General features: G+C 71.0%; 17 protein-coding genes. 12 read left to right on the top strand and 5 right to left on the bottom strand.

The genetic code is table 11. The annotated features are described in order from the left end of the window. The first annotated feature begins 14 nt into the window (after nucleotides 1–14). From AABA78_RS35015 to AABA78_RS34980, 8 genes are all read left to right on the top strand, one after another. A complete protein-coding gene (locus AABA78_RS35015) occupies nucleotides 15–2,759 on the top strand; it encodes an AgmX/PglI C-terminal domain-containing protein (protein WP_338269821.1) in 2,745 nt (914 codons plus the stop codon). 58 nt (nucleotides 2,760–2,817) lie between these two features. Continuing rightward, nucleotides 2,818–3,453 carry an outer membrane beta-barrel domain-containing protein gene (locus AABA78_RS35010; protein ID WP_338269820.1) on the top strand — a complete coding sequence of 212 codons (636 nt, stop codon included), beginning with the start codon at nucleotides 2,818–2,820 and terminating at the stop codon, nucleotides 3,451–3,453. Next, nucleotides 3,450–5,063: a hypothetical protein gene (locus AABA78_RS35005; protein ID WP_338269819.1), complete on the top strand. Its 1,614-nt coding sequence runs from the start codon at nucleotides 3,450–3,452 to the stop codon at nucleotides 5,061–5,063. The genes AABA78_RS35010 and AABA78_RS35005 overlap by 4 nt, the downstream gene beginning before the upstream one ends. Continuing rightward, on the top strand, nucleotides 5,060–8,332 hold the full coding sequence (gene bamD / locus AABA78_RS35000; RefSeq protein WP_338269818.1) for an outer membrane protein assembly factor BamD: 3,273 nt from the start codon (nucleotides 5,060–5,062) through the stop codon (nucleotides 8,330–8,332). Before AABA78_RS35005 ends, bamD begins: the two co-directional genes overlap by 4 nt. Further along, the gene (locus AABA78_RS34995) at nucleotides 8,329–8,826 is read left to right on the top strand and encodes a hypothetical protein (RefSeq protein WP_338269817.1); all 498 of its coding nucleotides are present in this window, start codon (nucleotides 8,329–8,331) and stop codon (nucleotides 8,824–8,826) included. Before bamD ends, AABA78_RS34995 begins: the two co-directional genes overlap by 4 nt. Next, nucleotides 8,823–9,461 carry a hypothetical protein gene (locus AABA78_RS34990; RefSeq protein ID WP_120528321.1) on the top strand — a complete coding sequence of 213 codons (639 nt, stop codon included), beginning with the start codon at nucleotides 8,823–8,825 and terminating at the stop codon, nucleotides 9,459–9,461. Before AABA78_RS34995 ends, AABA78_RS34990 begins: the two co-directional genes overlap by 4 nt. Further along, on the top strand, nucleotides 9,461–11,368 hold the full coding sequence (locus tag AABA78_RS34985) for a tetratricopeptide repeat protein (RefSeq protein ID WP_338269816.1): 1,908 nt from the start codon (nucleotides 9,461–9,463) through the stop codon (nucleotides 11,366–11,368). The genes AABA78_RS34990 and AABA78_RS34985 overlap by 1 nt, the downstream gene beginning before the upstream one ends. An 88-nt stretch (nucleotides 11,369–11,456) precedes the next feature. Next, on the top strand, nucleotides 11,457–12,170 hold the full coding sequence (locus AABA78_RS34980) for a laminin G domain-containing protein (protein WP_223764348.1): 714 nt from the start codon (nucleotides 11,457–11,459) through the stop codon (nucleotides 12,168–12,170). 7 nt (nucleotides 12,171–12,177) lie between these two features. Here AABA78_RS34980 and AABA78_RS34975 read toward each other — a convergent pair whose 3' ends face one another. Then, a complete protein-coding gene (locus AABA78_RS34975) occupies nucleotides 12,178–12,972 on the bottom strand; it encodes a hypothetical protein (RefSeq protein ID WP_338269815.1) in 795 nt (264 codons plus the stop codon). Nucleotides 12,973–13,060: 88 nt separating this feature from the next. Next, entirely contained in the window at nucleotides 13,061–14,701 is a 1,641-nt protein-coding gene (locus AABA78_RS34970; RefSeq protein WP_338269814.1) for a hypothetical protein, read from the bottom strand. 253 nt (nucleotides 14,702–14,954) lie between these two features. On the opposite strand from AABA78_RS34970, the gene AABA78_RS34965 reads away from it, so the two are divergent. After that, a complete protein-coding gene (locus AABA78_RS34965; protein ID WP_338269813.1) occupies nucleotides 14,955–15,665 on the top strand; it encodes a hemerythrin domain-containing protein in 711 nt (236 codons plus the stop codon). Here the strand turns inward: AABA78_RS34965 and AABA78_RS34960 are convergent. Together AABA78_RS34960 and AABA78_RS34955 are read right to left on the bottom strand one after the other, a co-directional pair. Next, nucleotides 15,646–16,143, bottom strand: a complete 498-nt coding sequence (locus AABA78_RS34960; protein ID WP_338269812.1) for a hemerythrin domain-containing protein — start codon at nucleotides 16,141–16,143, stop codon at nucleotides 15,646–15,648. The genes AABA78_RS34965 and AABA78_RS34960 overlap by 20 nt on opposite strands. A 9-nt stretch (nucleotides 16,144–16,152) precedes the next feature. Then, nucleotides 16,153–16,797: a hypothetical protein gene (locus AABA78_RS34955; protein WP_338269811.1), complete on the bottom strand. Its 645-nt coding sequence runs from the start codon at nucleotides 16,795–16,797 to the stop codon at nucleotides 16,153–16,155. A 56-nt stretch (nucleotides 16,798–16,853) separates the two neighbouring features. Between AABA78_RS34955 and AABA78_RS34950 the strand changes: the two genes are divergently transcribed. From AABA78_RS34950 to AABA78_RS34940, 3 genes are read left to right on the top strand one after another with little or no spacing between them, the layout of a single operon-like run. Then, the gene (locus AABA78_RS34950) at nucleotides 16,854–17,696 is read left to right on the top strand and encodes an LEA/WHy family protein (protein WP_338269810.1); all 843 of its coding nucleotides are present in this window, start codon (nucleotides 16,854–16,856) and stop codon (nucleotides 17,694–17,696) included. A gap of 14 nt (nucleotides 17,697–17,710) precedes the next feature. Next, entirely contained in the window at nucleotides 17,711–18,397 is a 687-nt protein-coding gene (gene aat / locus AABA78_RS34945) for a leucyl/phenylalanyl-tRNA--protein transferase (protein WP_338269809.1), read from the top strand. A gap of 10 nt (nucleotides 18,398–18,407) precedes the next feature. Then, on the top strand, nucleotides 18,408–19,331 hold the full coding sequence (locus AABA78_RS34940) for a hypothetical protein (RefSeq protein ID WP_338269808.1): 924 nt from the start codon (nucleotides 18,408–18,410) through the stop codon (nucleotides 19,329–19,331). On the opposite strand, the gene AABA78_RS34935 is transcribed toward AABA78_RS34940, so the two are convergent. Next, the gene (locus AABA78_RS34935) at nucleotides 19,325–19,936 is read right to left on the bottom strand and encodes a hypothetical protein (RefSeq protein ID WP_338269807.1); all 612 of its coding nucleotides are present in this window, start codon (nucleotides 19,934–19,936) and stop codon (nucleotides 19,325–19,327) included. The genes AABA78_RS34940 and AABA78_RS34935 overlap by 7 nt on opposite strands. Nucleotide 19,937: the final 1 nt, after the last annotated feature.

The following is a 19,937-nucleotide window of genomic DNA, read 5'->3' as shown; positions in this document are numbered from 1 at the left end:
AGGGAGCGTCACCGTTGAGCGGCCAGCCCAGCGTCCTGCAAGTCGTCATCCTCCGCGACGGCCTCCTGGTGGGGACGGAGGTCTTCGTCCCCGGCACCTACGCGCTCGGCTCCGATGCGTCGTCGGACCTGCGGCTGGACGACGCGTCCGTGTCGCCGCGCCATGCGTTGCTGTACTTCCAGAACGGGCGCACCGCGATCCAGGACGCGGGCGGCGGCACCAGCGGCGTCTTCGTCAACGGGCACCAGGTCACGGCCTGTGAGATCCGCTCCGTGGACGAGGTGCTGTGCGGTCCGTTCGTCCTGAAGACGCGGATCCTCAACCAGCGTCCCGTCGAGACCAAGCCGCAGCCGCCGCCCGAGGTCGCCGCGCTCCTCGGAAACGCTGGGCCTCCGCCCCCCGCGAATGGCTTCCCGCCGCAGCACGGTGCGCAGGCCGCGCATCCCGCGAATGGCTTCGCGCCCCAGCACGCGCAGCATGGCGCTCAGGCCGCGCATCCGGCGAACGGCTTCGCGCCCCAGCACGGCGCGCAGGCCGCGAATGGCTTCGCGCCTCAGCACGGTGGGCAAGCCGCGCACGCCCAGCAGCAGGCTGCATTCGCTCAGCAGCAGGCCGCACATGCTCAGCAGCAGGCCGCGCAGGCGCAACAGGCCGCATACGCCAAGCAGCAGGCACAGCAAGCCGCGCAGGCTCAGCAGGCCGCGCACGCTCAACAGCAGGCCGCCTACGCGCAGCAGCAGGCCCAGCAGGCCGCACACGCGCAGCAGCAGGCCGCCTACGCGCAGCAGCAGGCGCAGCAGGCCGCTCAGGCACAGCAGGCCGCACACGCTCAACAGCAGGCACAGCAGGCCGCTTACGCGCAGCAGCAGGCCCAGCAGGCTGCATACGCGCAGCAGCAGGCGCAGCAAGCGGCGTACGCGCAGCAACAGGCCGCGCAGGCCCAGCAGGCCGCATACGCGCAGCAGCAGGCGCAACACGGTGCGCAGGTGGCTCATGCGCAACAGGCCGCGCACGCACAACACGGCGCGCAGGCGGCTCATGCGCAACAGGCCGCGCACGCTCAGCACGCGGCACAGTCAGCGCATCCCCAGGCCGCGCACGGTCAGCATCCCGCGACGCACGGTCAGCATCCCGCGACGCACGGTCAGGCGGGCCACGCGCATCCCCAAGCCGCTCACGCCGGGGCCCAGGCCGCGCACGCTCAGCCCGCGGCCTCCAAGCGCGCCCCGGCTCCCGCCGTCCCCGCGGGCACCATGCCCTCCACTCGGCGCCGTCCTCCGTCGGAGGCCATGCCCAGCCTGCTCGTCGTGGACGACCTGCTCGCGGACGTGGACACGGACGCCGCGCCCACCTCCGAGCCCCTCGTCCTCGACGCGGCCCCGGCCACCCGCCCCACCCACGCGCCGAAGATCGGCCCGGGCAAGAAGGGCGCGGCCCAGCTCTACCTGGAGCTGTACTGGGGCGCCGTGCGCCGCGACGCGCGCCGCTTCACCCCGGACGCGAAGAAGCCCGTGAAGGCCGCCGTGGACGAGCTGGCCCCCATGCCGCTGTGGGGCTTCTCCCTCCCGGAAGGCGACGCCTTCACGCTCGCTGAATCCGTCAACGGCAACTACCGCCTCTTCGTGCCCCCCGGCACCGACGTGGAGAAGGCCAACGGCGACGGCCGCTTCGCCCCCGTCACCACCGCCGCGCTCGAGTCCGACGGCAGCCGCCGCTTCGTCACCCTGCGCGACGGCGCCGCCGCCCGCCTCACCCAGGGCAAGATGTCGCTCGTCGCCTACGCGGCGCCCGCCCCCGAGCGCGTCTTCGTCAACCCGCTCAAGGGCCTGCCCTGGCTGACCCTCTTCTTCCTCGCCATCTTCGGCGGAGGCCTGGGCTGGTTCATCGCCACCCGGCCGCAGGGCCCCGCGACCGCGGACTTCACCCAGAAGAACCTGCCGCCCGTCGCGCTGCGCCTCATCGCCCCCGAGCCCAAGAAGAAGGAAGAGGCCAAGAAGAAGCTCGAGGCGCTCAAGAAGAAGGAGCCCGTCAAGGAGAAGCCCGTCGTCGCGGAGAAGGCCCCGCCCAAGCCCGTCAAGGAGGTCCAGGTCCCCAAGGCCGTGGCCGCCGCGCCGGAGAGCAAGGCCCTCAAGGCGCTCGCGAAGCTGTCCGCCGCGGGCCCCGCCGCCAACGACCTGCTGGCCGCCGTGGACAAGCTGGGCAGCGGCCCGGGCAGCAAGAACGCCAAGCAGACCAACTACAAGCTCGCGGGCCTCATCGGCAAGGCGCCCATCGCCAACGCGGGCCTGGGCACGTTCGGCCTGGGCGGCGGCGGCAAGGGCGGCGGCGCCACCCTGGGCGCGGAGCTCTTGCGCGGCAAGGGCGGCGGCGGCATCGGCGCGCTGGGCGCGGGCGGCGTGGGCAAGGGCGCGGTGGGCGGCACCGTCACGCGCGCCACCGCGCGCAGCATCTCCTCCACGCAGGGCACCGTGGACCGCGAGGCCGTGGCCAAGGTCATCAACAGCCACCTGAATGAAGTGCACGGCTGCTATGAACGCGCGCTGCTCAAGGACCCGGGCCTCGCCGGCAAGGTGGTGCTGGAGTGGGCCATCGGGCTCAACGGCCGCGTCGCCTCCGCAAAGACGAAGTCCTCCACCCTCCGCAACGCCTCCGTCGAGGCGTGCATCCTCAGCAGCCTGAAGGGCTGGCAGTTCCCGGCTCCCAAGGGCGGCCTCGTCATCATCACGTACCCGTTCCTCTTCAACTCGGTCGGCTACTGACGCGGGGGCACTCCCCCACCCCACGTCGACCCCCGCCTCCTGACAGGAAAAAGTCCCCGTGCGATTCCTCCTGCTCTCCCTCCTGTGCCTGGTGCCCGGCCTCGCGCGCGCCCAGGCCGAGGAACTCGAGAACCCCGGCACCGTCTCCGCGGTGCAGGACCGGCTGTACCGCATGCACCACGAGCTCTCGCTCGGCGTGGGCGTGCTGCCCGCGGACGCCTTCTACAAGGGCCTCATCGGCACCGTCGGCTACACGTACCACTTCAGCGACAGCCTCGCGTGGCAGGTGGGCCGCGGCACGTACAGCTACAACGTGCAGACCAGCCTGCGCACCCAGCTGGAGCGCGACTTCGACGCGGCCCCCACCGCCACCGCCTTCGAGGACCAGGTGCAGTGGATGGTGGGAAGCGACCTCATGTGGAGCCCGCTGTACGGCAAGACGTCCTTCCTCAACTCCAACGTCATCCACTTCGAGGTCTTCCTCCTCGCCGGTGGCACGGTGGTGAAGGTGGACCGCAGCGACGGCTTCCGTCCCGCCGTCAACCTGGGCCTGGGCGTGCGCGTGTTCTCCACCCAGAACGTGTCCTTCCGGCTGGACGTGACCAACAACACCGTCTTCGCGGGTGCGTCGCGCGTCATCAACGTGCCCACCGTGCAGATTGGGACGGCCTTCAACTTCGGCGCCACGGAATGACGTCCCGCCCGCTCATCGTCGCCGCGCTCGCCAGCGCCGCGCTCCTCGTGTCCCCGACGGCCGCCCTCGCGGCGCCGGACGCGGGCACGCTGCCCATGCCGCCACCACCGGCCGGCGCCGCGAAGGCCCCCGCCGCCACCACGGACGCCGGGACTTCCGGCCCCACGGACGCGGGCACCGCCGCCGCCACGCCCGCGCCCGCCAAGGCTGGCGTCGCGGAAGCCCCGCCGCCTCCGCCGCAGAAGGTGCCGCCGGAGACCTTCGACAACGCGCTCAAGGCGTACTTCGACGGCAAGCCGCGCGACGCCGCGGGCCCGCTGTACGCGTGGCTCCAGGCCACGCCCCGCACGGACGACAACTACGCGTGGGGCCAGTACTTCCTCGCGCGCAGCCTCATCGACCTGGGGCTCACCCACGCGGGCGCGACGTACCTGGCGCGCATCGCGCGCGAGCGCTCCAACCCCAACGTGCTGCCGCGCGCGCTGGACGCGCTGAAGGGCCTGACGGACCGGCCGCACGACGAGGTGATGATCGACGAGCAGGTCTTCGGCGCGCTCGACCTGGGCTTCCTCCCGGATGAGACGGGCGCCTACGCGCACTACCAGCAGGGCCTGGTGGACCTGCGCGTGGGCAACGAGCGCTGGGCGAACACGCACTTCTCCAAGCTGCCGGAGACCAGCGCGGAAGCGAGCCGCGCGAAGTTCGCGCTGCTCGTGACGCGGCTCAAGCAGGTGAAGGATCCGCCGGAGGAGATGGTGAAGGACTTCCTCGACCTGTCCCAGGACGAGAAGCTCACCCGCGAGGCGCGCAACGAGGCGGCGCTCGCGGTGGCCCGCCTGCGCTACGAGAAGAAGGACTTCACGGGCGCGCTGGACGCGTACGGCAAGGTGAAGCTGCCGGAGCTGGACCCCGGCCGCGCCAGCCTCTACCTGGAGGAGGCGTGGACCCGCTACAAGCTGGGCGACCTGCGCGCGGCGCTGGGCATCCTCACCACGCTGGACGCGCCGTCCTTCCGCGATGAGTTCATGCCGGACAAGTACCTGCTGCGCGCGCTCATCTTCCGCGACCTGTGCCACTACCTGCCCGCCAAGCGCGCGGCGAAGGAGCTGACGCGCCGGTACGCGGACTCGCTGGAGTCCGTGCGCAACCGCGAGGACCTGAGCCAGGACGCGCGCCTGCGCCGCGCCGCCAACGCGCACGGCGGCACCCAGCGCGCCGCGAAGTTCGTGTCCGTGCTGGACCTGGAGGGCGAGCGCCTGGGCCGCTACGCCGGCAGCTTCGGCGACCGGCTCTTCGGACACCTGACGCGGCTGTATGACCTGTCCCACGCGGAGGCCGTGCGCGTGTACGACTCGCGCCTGCAGGAAGCCGTGCGCCAGGAGGCGGACACGCTCCTGCGCGCCGCCGAACAGGTGCGCCTCATGGAGTACGAGGTCGGCCTCAAGCTGTACGAGCGCGTGAAGAAGGGCGCCCAGGTGGTGGCGGCGGAAGAGGAAGAGCTGCTGTCGCCCGCGCAGGTCGCCTTCAAGTTCGACAACGAATACTGGAACGACGAGCTCAAGTCCTACCGGGTCCGCATCGAGAGCCGTTGCATCGAGGAAACCCCATGACCGGCCCGTTCACCGGCCTCATCACCGCCGCGCTGCTCGCGGCCGCGGCCCCCGGCCCTGGCGGCCGCGTGGGACCCAACACCAACCCCATCGTGTCCAAGGCGAAGGAGCGCGAGGAGCTGGTCGCCAAGCTCAAGCGCGACATCTTCAAGGTGGACCGCGCCATCGGCGAGACGGAGAAGCTCATCTCCAAGAGCCGCAACGCCCCCTACCTGCCGGACCTTCAGTTCCGGCTGGCGGAGCTCTACGTCGAGAAGAGCCGCTACGTGTACTACCTCCAGGCGGAGACCCGGCCGGAGGGCGCCACGGGCGCCATCGTCTCCCCGGAGACGCGCCTGATGAAGCAGAAGGCGGTGCAGATGTACTACCGCCTCTTGCGCGAGTACCCGGACTTCAAGGACGGGGACCAGGTGACGTTCTACCTGGCGCACGAGCAGCGCGAGCTGGGCCAGTTCGACGAGATGCTCAAGACGCTGGGGGACCTGACGCGCAAGTACCCCAACAGCCCGCTGCGCCTGGAGGCCGAACAGATCCTGGGCGACCACTTCTTCGACAAGGCGGACCTGGTCGAAGCGGAGCGGCACTACCAGGCCATCCTGGAGCTGCCGCCGTCGCCGGTGCACGACCTGGCCCGCTACAAGATGGGCTGGATCCGCGTGAACCAGGCCAAGCACGCGGAGGCCGTGACGTTCTTCGAGGCGGCGGCCGCCAGCGCGCCCCTGCCCGGCGTGGACGTGAAGAAGGCGCTCAACGTCAAGCGCGAGGCGCTGCTGGACCTGGTCTACAGCTACACGGAGGCCAAGCCCCCCAAGGGCGCGCTCAACTACTTCGAGAAGCTCAGCGAGGGCCGCGCCACGTACGCGCTCGCGCTGGACAAGCTGGGCAACCGCTACTTCATCAAGCAGCAGTACGAGTGGGCCATCCCCGCGCTGCGCAAGCTGATGGAAGTGCAGCCGGACCCGGAGCTGGACCTGGAGCGCGGGCAGAAGCTGTATGACTCGCTCAAGGCCGCCAAGGGCAAGGTGATGCCGGAGCCGGAGGACATCCGCTTCCTCGTGCGCGCCGCGGTGCAGAGCAAGACCGACCCGGAGATCGCGGAGGCCGACCGCAAGAAGCAGCTCGCGGAGCTGGAGGAGATGGCGCGCGACCTGTCCACGCAGGTGCACCTGGCCGCGCAGAAGGCGGACTCGCGCGACCTGTACGTGAAGGCCGCGGCCGCCTACCGCGAGTACCTGGGCCTGTTCCGGCCGGAGCAGTACGTGCGGCCCATCATGAAGAACCGCGCGGACGCGCTCTTCGCCGCGAAGGAGTTCCCGGAGGCCGCGCGCCAGTTCGAGGAGCTGGCCCGCTACGAGGACAAGGCCAAGGACGACAAGGCCGTGGACACGGCCATGTACGGCGCGCTCCTGGCGCACTTCTCCACGCTCAAGCCGGAGGAGGCCCAGAAGCGCAACGCCTTCGAGGTCGCCGACGCGCGGCAGGCGCTGAAGCTGCTGGGCGCGAACTACGTGTCGCGCTACCCGCAGAGCCCGCATGTGCTGGACGTGAAGTTCAACATCGCGCGCGCCTACTACGAGGACGGCGAGTACCCGAAGGCGGCGGAGCTGTTCACCGCGTTCGCGCTGGCGCACCCGCAGTACAAGGACGCGCCGGTGGCGGGCAACCTGGCCCTGGACAGCCTGCGGCAGGTGAACGACTTCAAGAAGCTGGACGAGACGGGCCGCAAGTTCCTCGCGTCCTCGCTGCCGTCCGGCTTCCGCGGAGAGGTGCAGAAGATCCTCACGCAGAGCAAGGCCGAGGCCCTGGACGAGCTGGCCCTGCAGAGCGCGCAGGAGACGGGCGACGTCATCGAAGGCCTGATGAAGGTCGCGGACGAGAACAAGAACACCGACATCGGCGAGAAGGCGCTCTACGGCGCGTTCACCGCCGCGCGTGAGAAGCGCGACTTGCCCCGCGAGCGCGAGCTGGGCGCGAAGCTGGTGCAGTCCTACCCCAAGAGCCAGTACCTGTCGGACGTGCTCCTGACGCTGGGCCGGCACGCGGCGGAAGCCGCGGCCTTCAACGAGGCGGCCGGCTGGTTCGAACAGGTGGGCCAGAAGCTGAGCGGCGACCTCGCTTCGGTGGACGGCTGGATGGCCGGCGCCCGCCTGCGCATCGCGCTGGGTGAGTACAAGGAAGCGTCCCGCAACCTGGAGACGGCCGCCGAGGCCTCGGGCGCGCGCAAGGGCGAGGTGCTGTCGCTGCTCGCCGAGACGCGCCTGAAGCAGAAGGACTACGCCCGCGCGAAGACGGCGGCGGAGTCCGCGCTCAAGTTGGACAAGAACAACGTGGCCGCCGCGGCGGTGCTCGCGGAGGTCCAGGCCACCACCGCGCCCACCGCTCCGCCGGACGCGCTCATCTCCACGCTCACCGCCGCGGTGCAGGGCCCCAACGGCCAGACGGAAGAGGCCGCCAAGGGGCTCTGGTACCTGGGCGAAATCCTCTACCGCGGCTACAAGGACCTGCCTGCCGACAAGGTGGAGGAGAAGGTCGCCGCGCTCCAGGCCATGGAGGGCGTGTACACGCAGGCCGCGTCCCTGGGCTATCCGGAGTGGGCGGTGGCGTCGCTGTGGAAGATCGCCCTCGCGTACGGCCACATCGCGGACGTGGTGGACCAGACGCCGGTGCCGGGCGGGCTGTCCGCCGCGGAGACGAAGCAGTTCCAGGACGCGGTGAAGCAGCAGGTGGGGCCGCTCAAGGCCCGCTCCGACGAGGCCTTCAAGGCGTGCCTGTCCCGCGCGGAGTCGCTGGAGGTCTTCAACGCCGCGGTGGTGGGCTGCCGCAACCGCACGGACGTGGCCGCGCTGCCGGTGCCGCAGCCGGCCGCGCCCACGCAGCCCGCGGCGCTGGAGGACCTGCGCAAGAAGGCGGAGAAGGTGCTCACCGCGGAGGCGCTGGAGGCCCTGGGCATGGGCTACCTGGACGCGCACCAGTACGGCATGGCGCAGCTGACCTTCGGGCGCGTGACGGAGCTGCAGGACACGCGCGCGTCCGCGCACGCGGCGCTGGGCTGGGCCATGCTCAACCTGGGTGACGCCATGGGGGCCCGGGCGGCGTACGCCAAGGCGCTGGAGGCGGACCCCACCTACGACAAGGCCCGCCTCAACCTGGCCGCGCTGCGCTGCCGCTTCGGCGACACGGACGGCGCTCGGCGTGAGCTGGCCGTGCTCAAGGACATGGGCACGCTCAACGGCCCGGACGTGGACGGCGGATGGAAGGCCTGCAAGTGAGCGCGCCCTTCCGTCTCATCGCTCCGGTGCTGGTCGCGCTCGTCACCACCGCGTGTGGTGACGAGGGCGGAAAGCTGGAGGGCAGCGTGACGGAGCTGCTCGACCTGCGCTACCAGCGCACGGAGGCGGGGCTCGCGGAGGGCACGCTGGCGGTGAGCTTCGTCAACACGCAGGGCAGCGGGCAGGACGTGGTGTTGAAGGTGAGCGCGCGGGTGGCGGATATGCTGCCGGACAACGAGTACGCGGGCTCGCTGGACATCGACCTGGCGGAGGCGCTGGAGGACGGCTCGCAGCGGGGCAGCGTGGACCGCAGCGTGCTGGATGAACCGGTGCGTCCCTTCCCGCCGCTCGTGCGCGGCAACCTCTTCGTGAAGTCCCTTCCGAAAACCACCGGGGACCGCGTGTCGGGCGAGTTCAACGTCACCTTCACCAACGGCACCGACGTCTACTCCGGCCGCACCATCTTCAGCCGTTTCGAGGCCACTGCTCCATGAAGCGCCACCTGCTCCTCAGCCTGTCCCTCCTGACCGCCGCCTGCGGCCCGAGCTACGGCATGCGCGTGCCGGACACGCTGGTGAAGAAGCTGCCGTACGAGACGCGCATCGAGCTCTTGGAGGCGGAGAACGACCTGGCGCTGGCCATCGACCGCGTGGACGAGGCCGACAACGAGGTCAACCGCGCGCGCGACAACATCCGCCGGGCGAAGTCCCGCCAGGAGGCCGCCGAGGACGAGGAGGACCGCGCCCCGGACGCCTCGTCGCGAGAGGTGGCGCAGCTGGCCATCGCGGAGTCCGAGTCCCGCGTGGAGTACCTGCGCGCGCACCAGCGCCTCAACGTGGGACTGCGCGAGGTGGAGCAGCTGTCCCTGCGCTGCGCCTTCGCGCGCTTCGAGCTGGCGCGGCTGACCGCGGCGCGCAAGGCGAAGGTGCAGGGCAGTGAGCGCCTGGAGCCCAAGGACTTCGAGGAGCAGGTGTCCGAGTGCGAGGCCGCGGTGAAGGAACAGCGCGCCAACCTCGCCGGGGACACGAAGGAAGCGCAGGCGGCGAAGGAGGCGTGGGAGGCGAAGAAGGCCGCCCTCGCCAAGAAGACCTTCGACGCGCGCGCCAGCCCGTACGTGGAGAACCTGTGATGACGAAAGCCGGCGTCCTCCTCCTCCAGTTGTTGACGGCCCAGGCCCCTGCCCCGGAGGCGACTCCGCCGGAGAAGGCCGTCAGCGCCCCGCGCACGGACAAGCTCCCGGACGACCCGGACGCGCTCTACAAGCTGGGCACGGCCTTCCTGTCGCAGAACCAGCCGCGCCGCGCGGTCGCGCCGCTGACGAAGCTGGTGGGGCTCACGCCGGACGGCGTGCCCGCGAAGGTGGCGCTCGCGCGCGCGCTGCGGCTGTCGGGGGACGTGCCCAAGGCCAAGGCGGTGCTGGACGCGGCGCTGGCGGCCTTCCCGGAGGAGGCCACGCTGCGCTCGGAGCGCGGCCTGCTGGCGCGCATCCAGGACGACACGGACGAGGCCATCACCCAGTACTCCGTGGCGACGGAGCTTTCGCCCAAGGACGCGGAGCTGCGCTTCAACCTGGGCGAGGTGCTCCAGCGCGCGAACCGCACGGACGACGCCATCGAGGCGTACCGCGAGGCGCTGAAGCTGGACGGCGCGCTCCAGGTGGCGCGGGTGAACCTGGGCAAGGCGCTGGCGGAGAAGGGCCTGGGCGCCGAGGCCAAGGAGACGCTGCGCGAGGCCATCCGGCAGAAGGACGGCGACGCGGAGGCGCACTACAACCTGGGCGTCGTGCTGATGCGGGAGAACGACGTCACGGGCGCGTTCGCGGAGTACCAGGCGGCGCTCAAGGCGGACCCGAAGCACGCGCGCGCGCAGAACAACCTGGGCGTGGTGCTGGACGGCCAGGGCAACGCGCGCAAGGCGGCGGAGGCGTTCCAGAAGGCCATCGCGTTGGATCCGAAGTACGCGGAGGCGCACTTCAACCTGGGGCTCGCGTGCTTCCAGCTGGGGGAGAACGCCCGGGCGACGAAGGCCTTCGAGAAGGCGCTGCTGCTGGAGCCCCGGCGCGCGAGCGGCCCGTACACGCAGCTGGGCCAGCTGTACCTGGCGCAGGGCAAGAAGACGCAGGCGGTGTCCGCGTTCCAGAAGGCCATCGAGAAGAGCGCTGACGACGGCAAGAAGACGACGGAGGCGTACCAGGGCCTGGCGCGCGCGTACCTGGAGCTGGGCAAGGTGGACGACGCGGTGGCCACGCTGAAGACGGCGGTGGAGACCTTCCCGGACGACCCCGGCACCCGCTCGGGCTACGGCGACGCGCTCAAGGCCAAGGGCGACCTGGACGGCGCCATCGCGCAGTACACGGACTGCGTGAAGCTCCAGCCCACGGTGGAGAACCGGCTGGCCCTGGCGGATACGTACGCGAAGAAGCACGTGGGCGCCCAGGCGCGGCCCCTCTACGAGGCCGTGCTCCAGGAGGATCCGAAGCACCGCGCGGCGAAGCTGGGCCTGGCGGACCTGCTGCTCTCCATGGGCGACTACGCGGCGGCGGAGAAGCTGCTGACGCCCGCGCAGGGCGAGGAGGCGGACACGGCCGCGCTGGCGCGGCTGGGCATCCTGCACTCGCGGCGCGGCCGGCCGGAGCTGGCTGTGCCGGAGCTGGAGGCCGTGGTGGCGAAGGACCCCGCGCAGCTGGAGGCCCGCGCGGAGCTGGGCTTCCTGTACCTGCGCGGCGGTGACGAGTCCAAGGCCCTGCAGGTGCTGAGCGACGTGCTCGCGGTGGAGCCGCGCAACTCGCTGGGCCTCCTGTACCTGGGGCACACGCTGTACCGGCAGGGCAAGCTGCCGGAGGCGGAGAAGGCCTTCCGGGGCGCGTCGCAGGTGGACGCGAGCGCGGGCGAGCCGCACTTCGCGCTCGCGCAGCTGCTGGAAGCCACCAACCGCAAGCCCGAGGCGAAGAAGGAGTACGAGGCTGCGGTGAAGTTGCAGCCGGACCATGCGGACGCGAAGTCCGCGCTGCAGAAGCTGGCCGTCGACGTGCCGTGACGTGCGCGGCGGGGAAGTCTCCCCGCTCCCCCAGGGGTTGAGTCCGTGCTGGAGTGGCACGCTCACGCAGTCCCTGGGGAGGTACGTCATGAAGGTGCGGATGGGATTCGCCGCGGTATTGCTGCTGGGCCCGCTGACGGCGGGCGCGGTGAGCCAGAAGCTGCGTTACAAGTTCGAGTCGGTGTCCGACCCGGTGACGACCGTGGTGGACGACAGCGGCAAGGGCCACACGGGCACCGTGCAGGCGTCCAACGGCGGCACCGTGACGGTGGAGGCGGCGGGCTACGAGGGCCAGGGCGTGCGCTTCCCCGCCGTCTGTGTTGGGACGACGTGCGCGAAGGCGTTCATCAGCGCGGCGGACTCCGTGTCGCTCAACCCGGGCACGGCGCTGTTCTCCTTCGGGGCGCGCGTTCGCGTGACGCTCGCGGAGCTGAGCACGGACCACGGCTCCAACCTGGTGCAGAAGGGGCTCTCCTCCACGCCCCAGTGGAAGCTGCAGCTGGACGACGCGGTGACGGGCAAGCCCAGCTGCGTGGTGCGCACCACCGGCGGCGCGGACGCCGTCATCGTGAAGTCCTCCGTGGGCATCGCGGATGGCGTCTGGCACAAGGTGACGTGTCAGCGCACCAGCACCACGTTGACCATCCTCATCGACAACGTGGCCCGGGGCAGCGCGCTGCTCGCCAGCACCTACGACATCAACCCCACGGGCCAGTCCGTCGGCATCGGGGCCAAGAGCGCGGGGAACAACAACGACCAGTTCCACGGCGCCATGGACGAGGTGTACTTCAACCTGGATTGAGTCCAGGTTACTCGCGCGAACGCATGAGTTCCCCCGGCAGCGCCGGCCCCGTGGGCGCGGGCCGGGGTGACTCCGCGAGCGTCCTGCCGAAGCGGTAGCGCGCCTCCGCGTGGACGCCGAAGGACTCGCCTCCGGCGCTCGCCAGCAGCACGAGGTCGTCATCGGGGCTCGCGCCCGCGGGCAGGCCCAGGGTCCAGGGCACTTCGAGTGTGTCCCCGTCCAGGACGATGGGCGCGGTGGGGCCTTCGCGAAGGACGGTCCGCGGCGGCACGCGCAGGGAGACCTGCACGGGCGCGGTGAAGCCCGGGCTCCGGTCGAACCGGGCGACGAGCCGAACCGTGTCCGCGCTGGCATCCACCACGCGCCAGGAGACGTGCAGCGGAGCGGGGATGCGGGCCGTGGCGGGGAGCACCGTGGGCTCAGGCGCCGTGCTGTCCGTCGCCGTGGCGCCGTCCTCCGGGCCTCGCGTGAGCGCGATGGCGCTGGGGGCGGCCACCGTGTCCGGGGTGTGCGGCTTCACGGGGGCGGGCCGGGAATCGTGGCGATCGTGCGACGGGAGGTCCCAGGGCCCCATCCCGTGCGAGGGAAGCGCCACCGACCGCGCGGACGCGAGGAGCGTCGGCGACGAGGCGTGGACGGGCTTCTCCTTCGCCTGGGGTGGTGGCTCCGAAGCGCGCGGCGACTTCTTGCGCCGCACGCGGTCCACGCCGGCTGCCATCCCCGCCGACAGCGCGCCGACCAGCGCCAGGGCCAGCACCGCCCCCGCCACGCGTTTGCGCATCAGGGGACGAAGGAGGTTCATGGGCACGGCTCGCCGGCTTCGCGGCATCGAACGTGGAAGCTTCATGGGCACGGGGACACGGGCGCGGGGCTTCCGCTTCGCGGGGACGTCATGGGCACAGGGGCTCGTGGCTGGGGTACGGGAAGGCGGTGGCGGGGTCTGTCGCCGCGTCCACCAGGGTGCGCGGGAAGCCCTGGCACATCAGCGCGTCCAGGAAGTCCGCGAGGCACGGTGAAGGTCTGCCCGTGTCCACCACGTCCGTGAGCGCTCCCTTCTCATCTCGCTTCCAGGTGTGCCGCGTGTAGCCGCGCGCCCAGGGTGACCGGTTCATCGCGGGCGCGGAGAGCGCGTCGTAGAGGGGCTGGCTCGACGAGGTGCCGGTGGCTGCACGGTAGAGGATGGCGGCCACCTCGTTCTCGTCCACGGACTGGAGCAGACCGGCCTCCGCGCGGGGCCGCGTCCAGGGGCTGACCGAGGAGGCTCGCGCGGACAGGTCCACCCAGAACATCGTCCCGCCCTGCCGGTCGAAGTAGCGGGGACTGCGGCGCGCGTCCGCGCTGAACCACGTGGCCCAGCCCTCGCTCCACGCCTGTCCCGGGAACGTGGGCACGCCCACGAAGTGCGGACCGCCCTCCTCCGGGCTGGTGCCCCGGCTGGCCATCACCCAGTGCCCCAGCTCGTGCATCACCATCGCGTCCGACCACCACGCCGCATCCGAGTCCCCCGGCAGCCACACCTGCGACTCCCAATTCCGGCCCAAAGCCGTCACCGGCCAGGGCGCGAAGCACGCACCGCAGGACCAGGTCGTCCCGAAGCCCAACCACGCCACCACGGGCAGCCCGTCGCGTCCGCCGTAGCGCTCGCGCATCCGGCGCCAGGCCGTGCCCAGCACGTCGAACACCGCCGCCGCGCCGGAACCTTCGGACTCGGTGAGGGTGAAGTCGGGTCGTCCGGACAGCTCGCGCGTCGTGCGCGACCAACTCCAGATGCGCGCCGCTTCGCCCGGCACCGTCGTCACCGACTGCGCCCCCGTCAACGCTGGATCCGCCACCGCGTAGGCCACCGCGCCGTCACGTCCCCGTCCCGCCGCGTACACGACGACGCGGTCGTCCTCACCGGAAGCGGAGGACACCTTCAGCGTGAAGCGGCCAGCGTCATCCGTCACCTGCGAGTCGAGCACCTTCGTGCCCTGGAACGACACGATGAGGAAGCCCCGCGCGGGCACGGGGTCCCACTCCAGGGCCCACGTGCGGAACTCCGCATCCGGGAAGCGGCGTGCGTAGCGCACCGTGCCGCTCAGCGTGGGCCCGGGCGCTCCACAGAAGCCCCGGCCCGGCGCGGCGGTACAGGCCACGTCACAGGCCCGCGTGACCCAGCGGCCGTTCGTGCACACCTGCAGGGTCCGCGACTCCGTGCATCGCGAGACACCGTCGACACACGCCGTGCCCGAAACACAGGCGACCTCGGGCGCTTCGACACAGGTCGTGTCCTCCGCGCAGTCCTCCCGGTGCACGGCGCCGCCTTCACACCGCTCCAGCACGCGAGGCCCCAGGCACCGTGACGGCGCGGGGAGCTGATCACACGCGAGCGAGGGCCGGGCGGTCTCCTCGGGAAGGGACGTGACACAGGCCGCGCAGGCCGCGCCCTCGCAGTCCGCGGCACAGGGCGTCAGCTCCGCGCCCGGGTCGCAGCCCGCGAGCCCCAGCAGGGCCACGAGCGCCCAGCACCACACCCAGACGCCGCGTCCCACCAGGAGGAAACCTCGTTTCGAGCCACCGCGAGCGAGAAGACAGCACGCACGCCCTGACCCCGGGCAGAGCCGAGCAGACCAAGGCCCCCCTGCCCGCCCGCCCTCCCCGCCACGCCCAGACCTGCTGGCGATTGGTCGACATCCGCGTTCGGAGTCCAATTGTGCAACGCGGCCACGCCGTGGATCTTGTGTCACCGTGAGCGGCCGAGACCTCCTGAGCCCGCCCCGACACGCTCGCTCGAGGAGCATGGCCATGAATGAAGCGTCCAGCCGCCGCGGCTTCCTGTCCGCGGTCGTACTGCTGGGTGTTGGAGCCACGGCAAGCGATGCCGTCGCCGCGACGCCCAAGGCGGAGGGCAAGTCAAAGCCCGCGGAGGTGAACGCCACCGAGGACCTGATGCGCGAGCACGGCATCATCCGCCGCACGCTCCTGGTGTACGCCGAAGTCGCTCGGCGCCTCGGCCTTCGTGAAGAGAAGGCCCCCGTGGAGGTGCTCGCCCGGGCCGCCCGCCTCATGCGCGACTTCGCTGAGGGCTACCACGAGAAGACGGAGGAGACGGAGGTCTTCCCCCGGCTGGTGAAGGCGGGCCAGCAGAAGGAGCTCGTGCAGGTGCTGCTCGTTCAGCACGCCGCCGGGCGCAAGGTGACCGAGGCACTCCTGGCCGCGACCTCCGGGCGCGACGCACTCACGCAACCCCAGCAGAGGGCCGACGTCGCGCGGCAGCTCACCGGGTTCATCCGCATGTATGAGCCGCACGCCGCGCGGGAGGACACGGTCCTGTTCCCCGCGTTCCGCAACCTCTTCGACGAGAAGCAATTCGACGAGCTCGGCGAGCGCTTCGAGGAGCAGGAGCACCGGCTGCTGGGGAGCAACGGTTTCGAGAACGCGCTCAAGGAGGTGGCCCAGCTGGAGCGCGACCTCGGCATCCACGACCTCGCCCGGTTCACGGTTGCGGAGAAGTAGAAGCTTCCGTGCGCGCGAGGAACGCGGCCAGCAAGGCCCGCCGCTCCTCCTCGCCCAGCACCCCATCCAGCGCGGGGAACAGGTACGTCTCCTCGCGCAGCGAGTGGTGGTGCTCCAGGTGCTTGAACGTGCTCTCCATGTCGAACACGCGGAGCACCGCGCGGCGGTAGTCCGGAGCGCTCGCATCCAGCGCGTCCACGGCGTCCTGGCACTTCGCCAGCAGCTCGCGCATGCGCTGGTGCTCGCCGGTGAAGAGCTCCGGCGCGGCGCCGCGAATCCGTCCGGCGCGGGGCAGCTCTGGCAGCAGCAGCGCCTCCTCCGCCTCCAGGTGCCGCGTCAGCGCCTCGCGATAGCGCGACAGCCGTTCACGCGCGACGGGCAGGTCCATGCCCATCAGCGCCTCCTGGTGCAGGAGGAACAGCTCCTCCAGGTCGCGGTGGAGCGCACCCAGGCTGACGAAATCGGTGGGGCCGGACATCCAAGCCCCTCAGTGCACCTTGTCGTCGCGCACGTGGGCCTCGCGGGCCACGCGGGGACGCGGCGTCACCATGCGGGCCACGCCGGAGTAGAGCTGCTCCTCCGTGTAGACCTTGCGCACGCGGCGGTGCGACGCACGCGGGTGATAGGCCGGGCCTGGACGCTCCAGCCACTGGAGGACTCGCACCTCGCCGGAGTACGCCAGGTCCGCGAGCAGCGCCTCCGGGCACAGCTTCAGGTAGCGCCGCACCAGCGGCCGCAGGCGGCGCCCGAACTCCGCGCCCAGCTTCGCGTGACGGCGGCCCGCGTGCAGCGTGCCGTCGAAGCGCAGCGAGATGTGGAAGAGCTCGTGCATCAGCGTCTCCAGCCGCGACTTCGCGGTGGAGCCCCGGAAGAAGAGCGGGCGCAGCGTGATGCAGTACAGGATGCGGCGGCCCCGGATGCGCACCACCGGCTTGCGCCGCCCCGCCTTGTCGATGCTCTTGCCCCCCTTGAAGCACAGGGGCTTCACCGTGCCGCGCGACGCCCGGCGGGCCTCACCGGCGACGACGAGGATGCGGCCCACCTTCACGTGCCCGAACTCGGGCATGCGCGCGGCGATGTCCCGGATGAGGGAGCGCAGGGTCCGGTTGAAGTTGGGACGTCGGGGAGCCACGGTTGGTGGACAGTCTAGCGGAAAACCCCTTGGGAGCAGCCCCTGCCCTCCTCAGAATGTCCTGCGTGAATCGCTCGACCTGCCTGATGACCCTGGTGTCCGCGCTGTTCGCCCTCTCCGCCGGGTGCGCCTCCGCCCCGGTCCGCTCCGGCGGCCCCCCCGCCCTGACGGCCCAGGAGACCACCGTCGTCTCCCAGGGGCTCACCGACGCCTCCGTGCGCTACACCGGACAAATCACCGGCGCCGCCACCGGCGTCGTGGAGCGCGCGGACTACGAGCTCGTCGCCGACGGGCAGGTGGTGAAGACGGGCTCCACGAAGCTGGGGGTGCCGTTCGCCCCGGGCACGCCCGCGGACTTCTCCATCGAGGAGAAGTCCGCCTACGTGAAGAGCCCGGAGGACCTGGCCCGCCTGAGCGCCCAGGGCGGCACGGTGCTCATCGCCCTGCGCGGCACGCTGGTGGTGCGCTCCGGCGACAGCGAGGACACCCTGCCCTTCGCCGCCAGCCGCGCGGTGCGCGTGCCCCACCTGCCGGAGGTCGTCGTGGAGAGCCTGGACGCGGCCCGCTACTCGGCGGAGGAGGTGCAGATCAACCTGCGGCTGGGCGTGCGCAACCCGAACCCGTTCCCGCTGCGGCTCGACTCGCTGACCTACCAGGTCACCGTCGCGGACCGCCCCCTGGAGGAGGGCACCGCCGCCCAGGCGGACACGGTGGATGCGTCCGCCACGGGCGTGTACCCGGTGGAGATCGCCGTGACGGCGCAGTCCTGGGGCCCAGGCGTGAAGGGGCTCATCTCCAAGGGCGTCCTGCCCTACAGCGTGAAGGGCGAGGTGAAGGGCCCCATGCTGCAGGTCCCCTTCCTCCTCAAGGGTGACGTGAAGCTCAACGTGTCCCGCTAGACTGGGGCGCGCGCGTGCCCATCTACCTGCTGAGTGACGACGAGCCGGAGCTGTTCCCCCCGCCCTCCAAGGCGGACAAGAGCGGCCTGCTCGCGGTGGGCGGCGACCTGCGCCCCGAGCGGCTGGTGGCGGCCTACTCGCAGGGCATCTTCCCCTGGTACAGCGAGGGGCAGCCCATCCTGTGGCACTCGCCCGACCCCCGCTTCGTGCTGGAGCCGGCGAAAATCCACGTGGGCCGTTCGCTGCGCAAGGTGATGAACCGGGGCACGTACACGGTGCGCTACGACACCGTGTTCGCGAAGGTCATCGACGCGTGCTCGCGCGTGCACCGGCCGGGGCAGGACGGCACGTGGATTACCGACGCCATGAAGCAGGCGTACATCCGGCTGCACGAGCTGGGGCTGGCGCACTCGGTGGAGGCGTGGCACGGCGAGGTGCTGGTGGGCGGGCTGTACGGCGTGTCGCTGGGCGCGGCGTACTTCGGGGAGAGCATGTTCGCGCTGGCGCCGGACGCGTCGAAGGTGGCGTTCGCCACGGCGGTGGAGCGCTTCAAGGGCTGGGGTTTCCAGCTCATCGACTGCCAGGTGGAGACGGAGCACCTGGAGCGCTTCGGCGCGGAGTCCTGGCCGCGCAAGCGCTTCCTCGCGGCGCTGGAGCAGGCGTTGAAGGAGCCGACGCGGCGGGGGCCGTGGACCGAGTAGGCTTCACCGGATGGACGTGCACTACACCTGGATTGGCCCCCCTCCGCAGGACCGCAACCGCGACATCAACGCACCGAAGGCGCTGGCGACGCGCTGCGCAGGCCAGAGCGTCAAAATCTATTTCTGGTGTCTGGACGCGCAGGTCGCGACGTACGAGCGGGACTTCGCCGCGCACAAGAACGTCACCGTGCGTGGGATGGAGGCGTTCCTGGCGAAGGCGGGCACGCGGGCGTATCGCTGGTACTACTGGTACCAGGAGTCGGACGACTGGGCCGTCGCGGCGATGACGGACATCCTGAACTGGGGCCTGGCGCTGGCGACGCCGCCCTCGTACCGGGCCTTCGTGAAGGACGCGTGGTCGCTGTTCCTCATGTACACGTGGGGCGGCTACGTGCTGGACGCGGGCGTGGGGCCGCACGGCGGCGGCACGTTCGCGTTGCCAGAGCCGACAGCGTTCATGGCGCCGTCCCTCACGCGCGACGACGCGCTGTCCATCCGCCGCTTCCAGTTGTCCCGGCTGGCGGGGTGGCAGGCGCAGGGCGACGTGACCCTCAACGACATGCGCGTGGACGAAGTCTGCGGCGCCATGAACTACGCGAACCCGGACGACGGTGACACGGAGATGTGTCCGCAGCTGGAGGTCTGGATGCTGGGCAGCCCGCGCTACGCCAAGGGCGCCTGGGCCGCGCTCAAGCAGTACTGCGTGGTCTGGAAGGAGATGCAGCAGAACAACACGCTGGTGAGCGCGACCGCGCCGCAGGTGTTCCGCTACCTCATCGCCGGCTCCGTCTACAACGGCCTGACGCGCACGCAGAAGGGCGGCGTCCAGGCTCCGCACGGTTCGTTCTGGTACTGCACGGACAACAAGGACGGCACGGTGGACGTGCCGGCCCTGAAGCTGCGCAAGACGTATCACGGCTCCAGCGCTCAGTAGGCGGGCTGGAGTCCCAGGGGAAGCTCCGGGAAGGCCGCCATCCAGACCTTCCGAATGGCAGCCAGCAGGTTCCGGTCTTCCGCCGTGTCCGAAGCGACAACCTGCTCCCAGAAGGGGAAGTGCGCGAACACCGCTTCGTGGTTCGCCGTCACCTCGCCGTGGAAGTCCATCCCGTTGTACCCGTGGATGCCGCGCAGGGCTTCGAACTGGGCACGCGCGTCCTTGCCGCGCAGCGAGAACGCCGTTGGCACATGGCCGACGAAGCCGGGACCGAAGTCCGCGGCGGTCACGCGAATCTGTCCCTGGATGTGGTCGTTGAAGACATCCAGCGCCTCGGCGGGAACCCAGAGTTCCTGGTGCATCCGGGCGCCAACCTGCTGGACCTCGAATGAGGCCGCGTGGCCGTCCTCCACCTCGAACGCAGTCACGTAGCCAGCCCCTTCGGGGCTCGTGGCGTTCCAGTCCCGGCTGATCTGCCGGGCATAGGGCTCGTTGAGCACCGGGTAGAAGATCGGCTGCTCCGGAAGACGCGGCGGAAAACGCCGCATCCCCGACCGGTAGATCAACAACAGCTCCGCAAGCCCTACCGGGCGATACAGGCGCATG

The organism is Corallococcus caeni, assembly GCF_036245865.1.
Taxonomy (GTDB): domain Bacteria; phylum Myxococcota; class Myxococcia; order Myxococcales; family Myxococcaceae; genus Corallococcus; species Corallococcus caeni.
Note: the sequence above shows the minus strand (reverse complement) of the source record. Positions and strands in the feature narration are given on the sequence as shown.

Excerpts from the sequence above, each read along its gene's own strand:
- AABA78_RS35005 (WP_338269819.1), top strand. The coding sequence starts at position 3,450 with ATGACGTCCCGCCCGCTCATCGTCGCCGCGCTCGCCAGCGCCGCGCTC.
- bamD (WP_338269818.1), top strand. The coding sequence starts at position 5,060 with ATGACCGGCCCGTTCACCGGCCTCATCACCGCCGCGCTGCTCGCGGCC.
- AABA78_RS34990 (WP_120528321.1), top strand. The coding sequence starts at position 8,823 with ATGAAGCGCCACCTGCTCCTCAGCCTGTCCCTCCTGACCGCCGCCTGC.
- AABA78_RS34985 (WP_338269816.1), top strand. The coding sequence starts at position 9,461 with ATGACGAAAGCCGGCGTCCTCCTCCTCCAGTTGTTGACGGCCCAGGCC.
- AABA78_RS34980 (WP_223764348.1), top strand. The coding sequence starts at position 11,457 with ATGAAGGTGCGGATGGGATTCGCCGCGGTATTGCTGCTGGGCCCGCTG.
- AABA78_RS34975 (WP_338269815.1), bottom strand. The coding sequence starts at position 12,972 with ATGAACCTCCTTCGTCCCCTGATGCGCAAACGCGTGGCGGGGGCGGTG.
- AABA78_RS34965 (WP_338269813.1), top strand. The coding sequence starts at position 14,955 with ATGAATGAAGCGTCCAGCCGCCGCGGCTTCCTGTCCGCGGTCGTACTG.
- AABA78_RS34960 (WP_338269812.1), bottom strand. The coding sequence starts at position 16,143 with ATGTCCGGCCCCACCGATTTCGTCAGCCTGGGTGCGCTCCACCGCGAC.
- AABA78_RS34950 (WP_338269810.1), top strand. The coding sequence starts at position 16,854 with ATGTCCTGCGTGAATCGCTCGACCTGCCTGATGACCCTGGTGTCCGCG.
- AABA78_RS34940 (WP_338269808.1), top strand. The coding sequence starts at position 18,408 with ATGGACGTGCACTACACCTGGATTGGCCCCCCTCCGCAGGACCGCAAC.
- AABA78_RS34935 (WP_338269807.1), bottom strand. The coding sequence starts at position 19,936 with ATGCGCCTGTATCGCCCGGTAGGGCTTGCGGAGCTGTTGTTGATCTAC.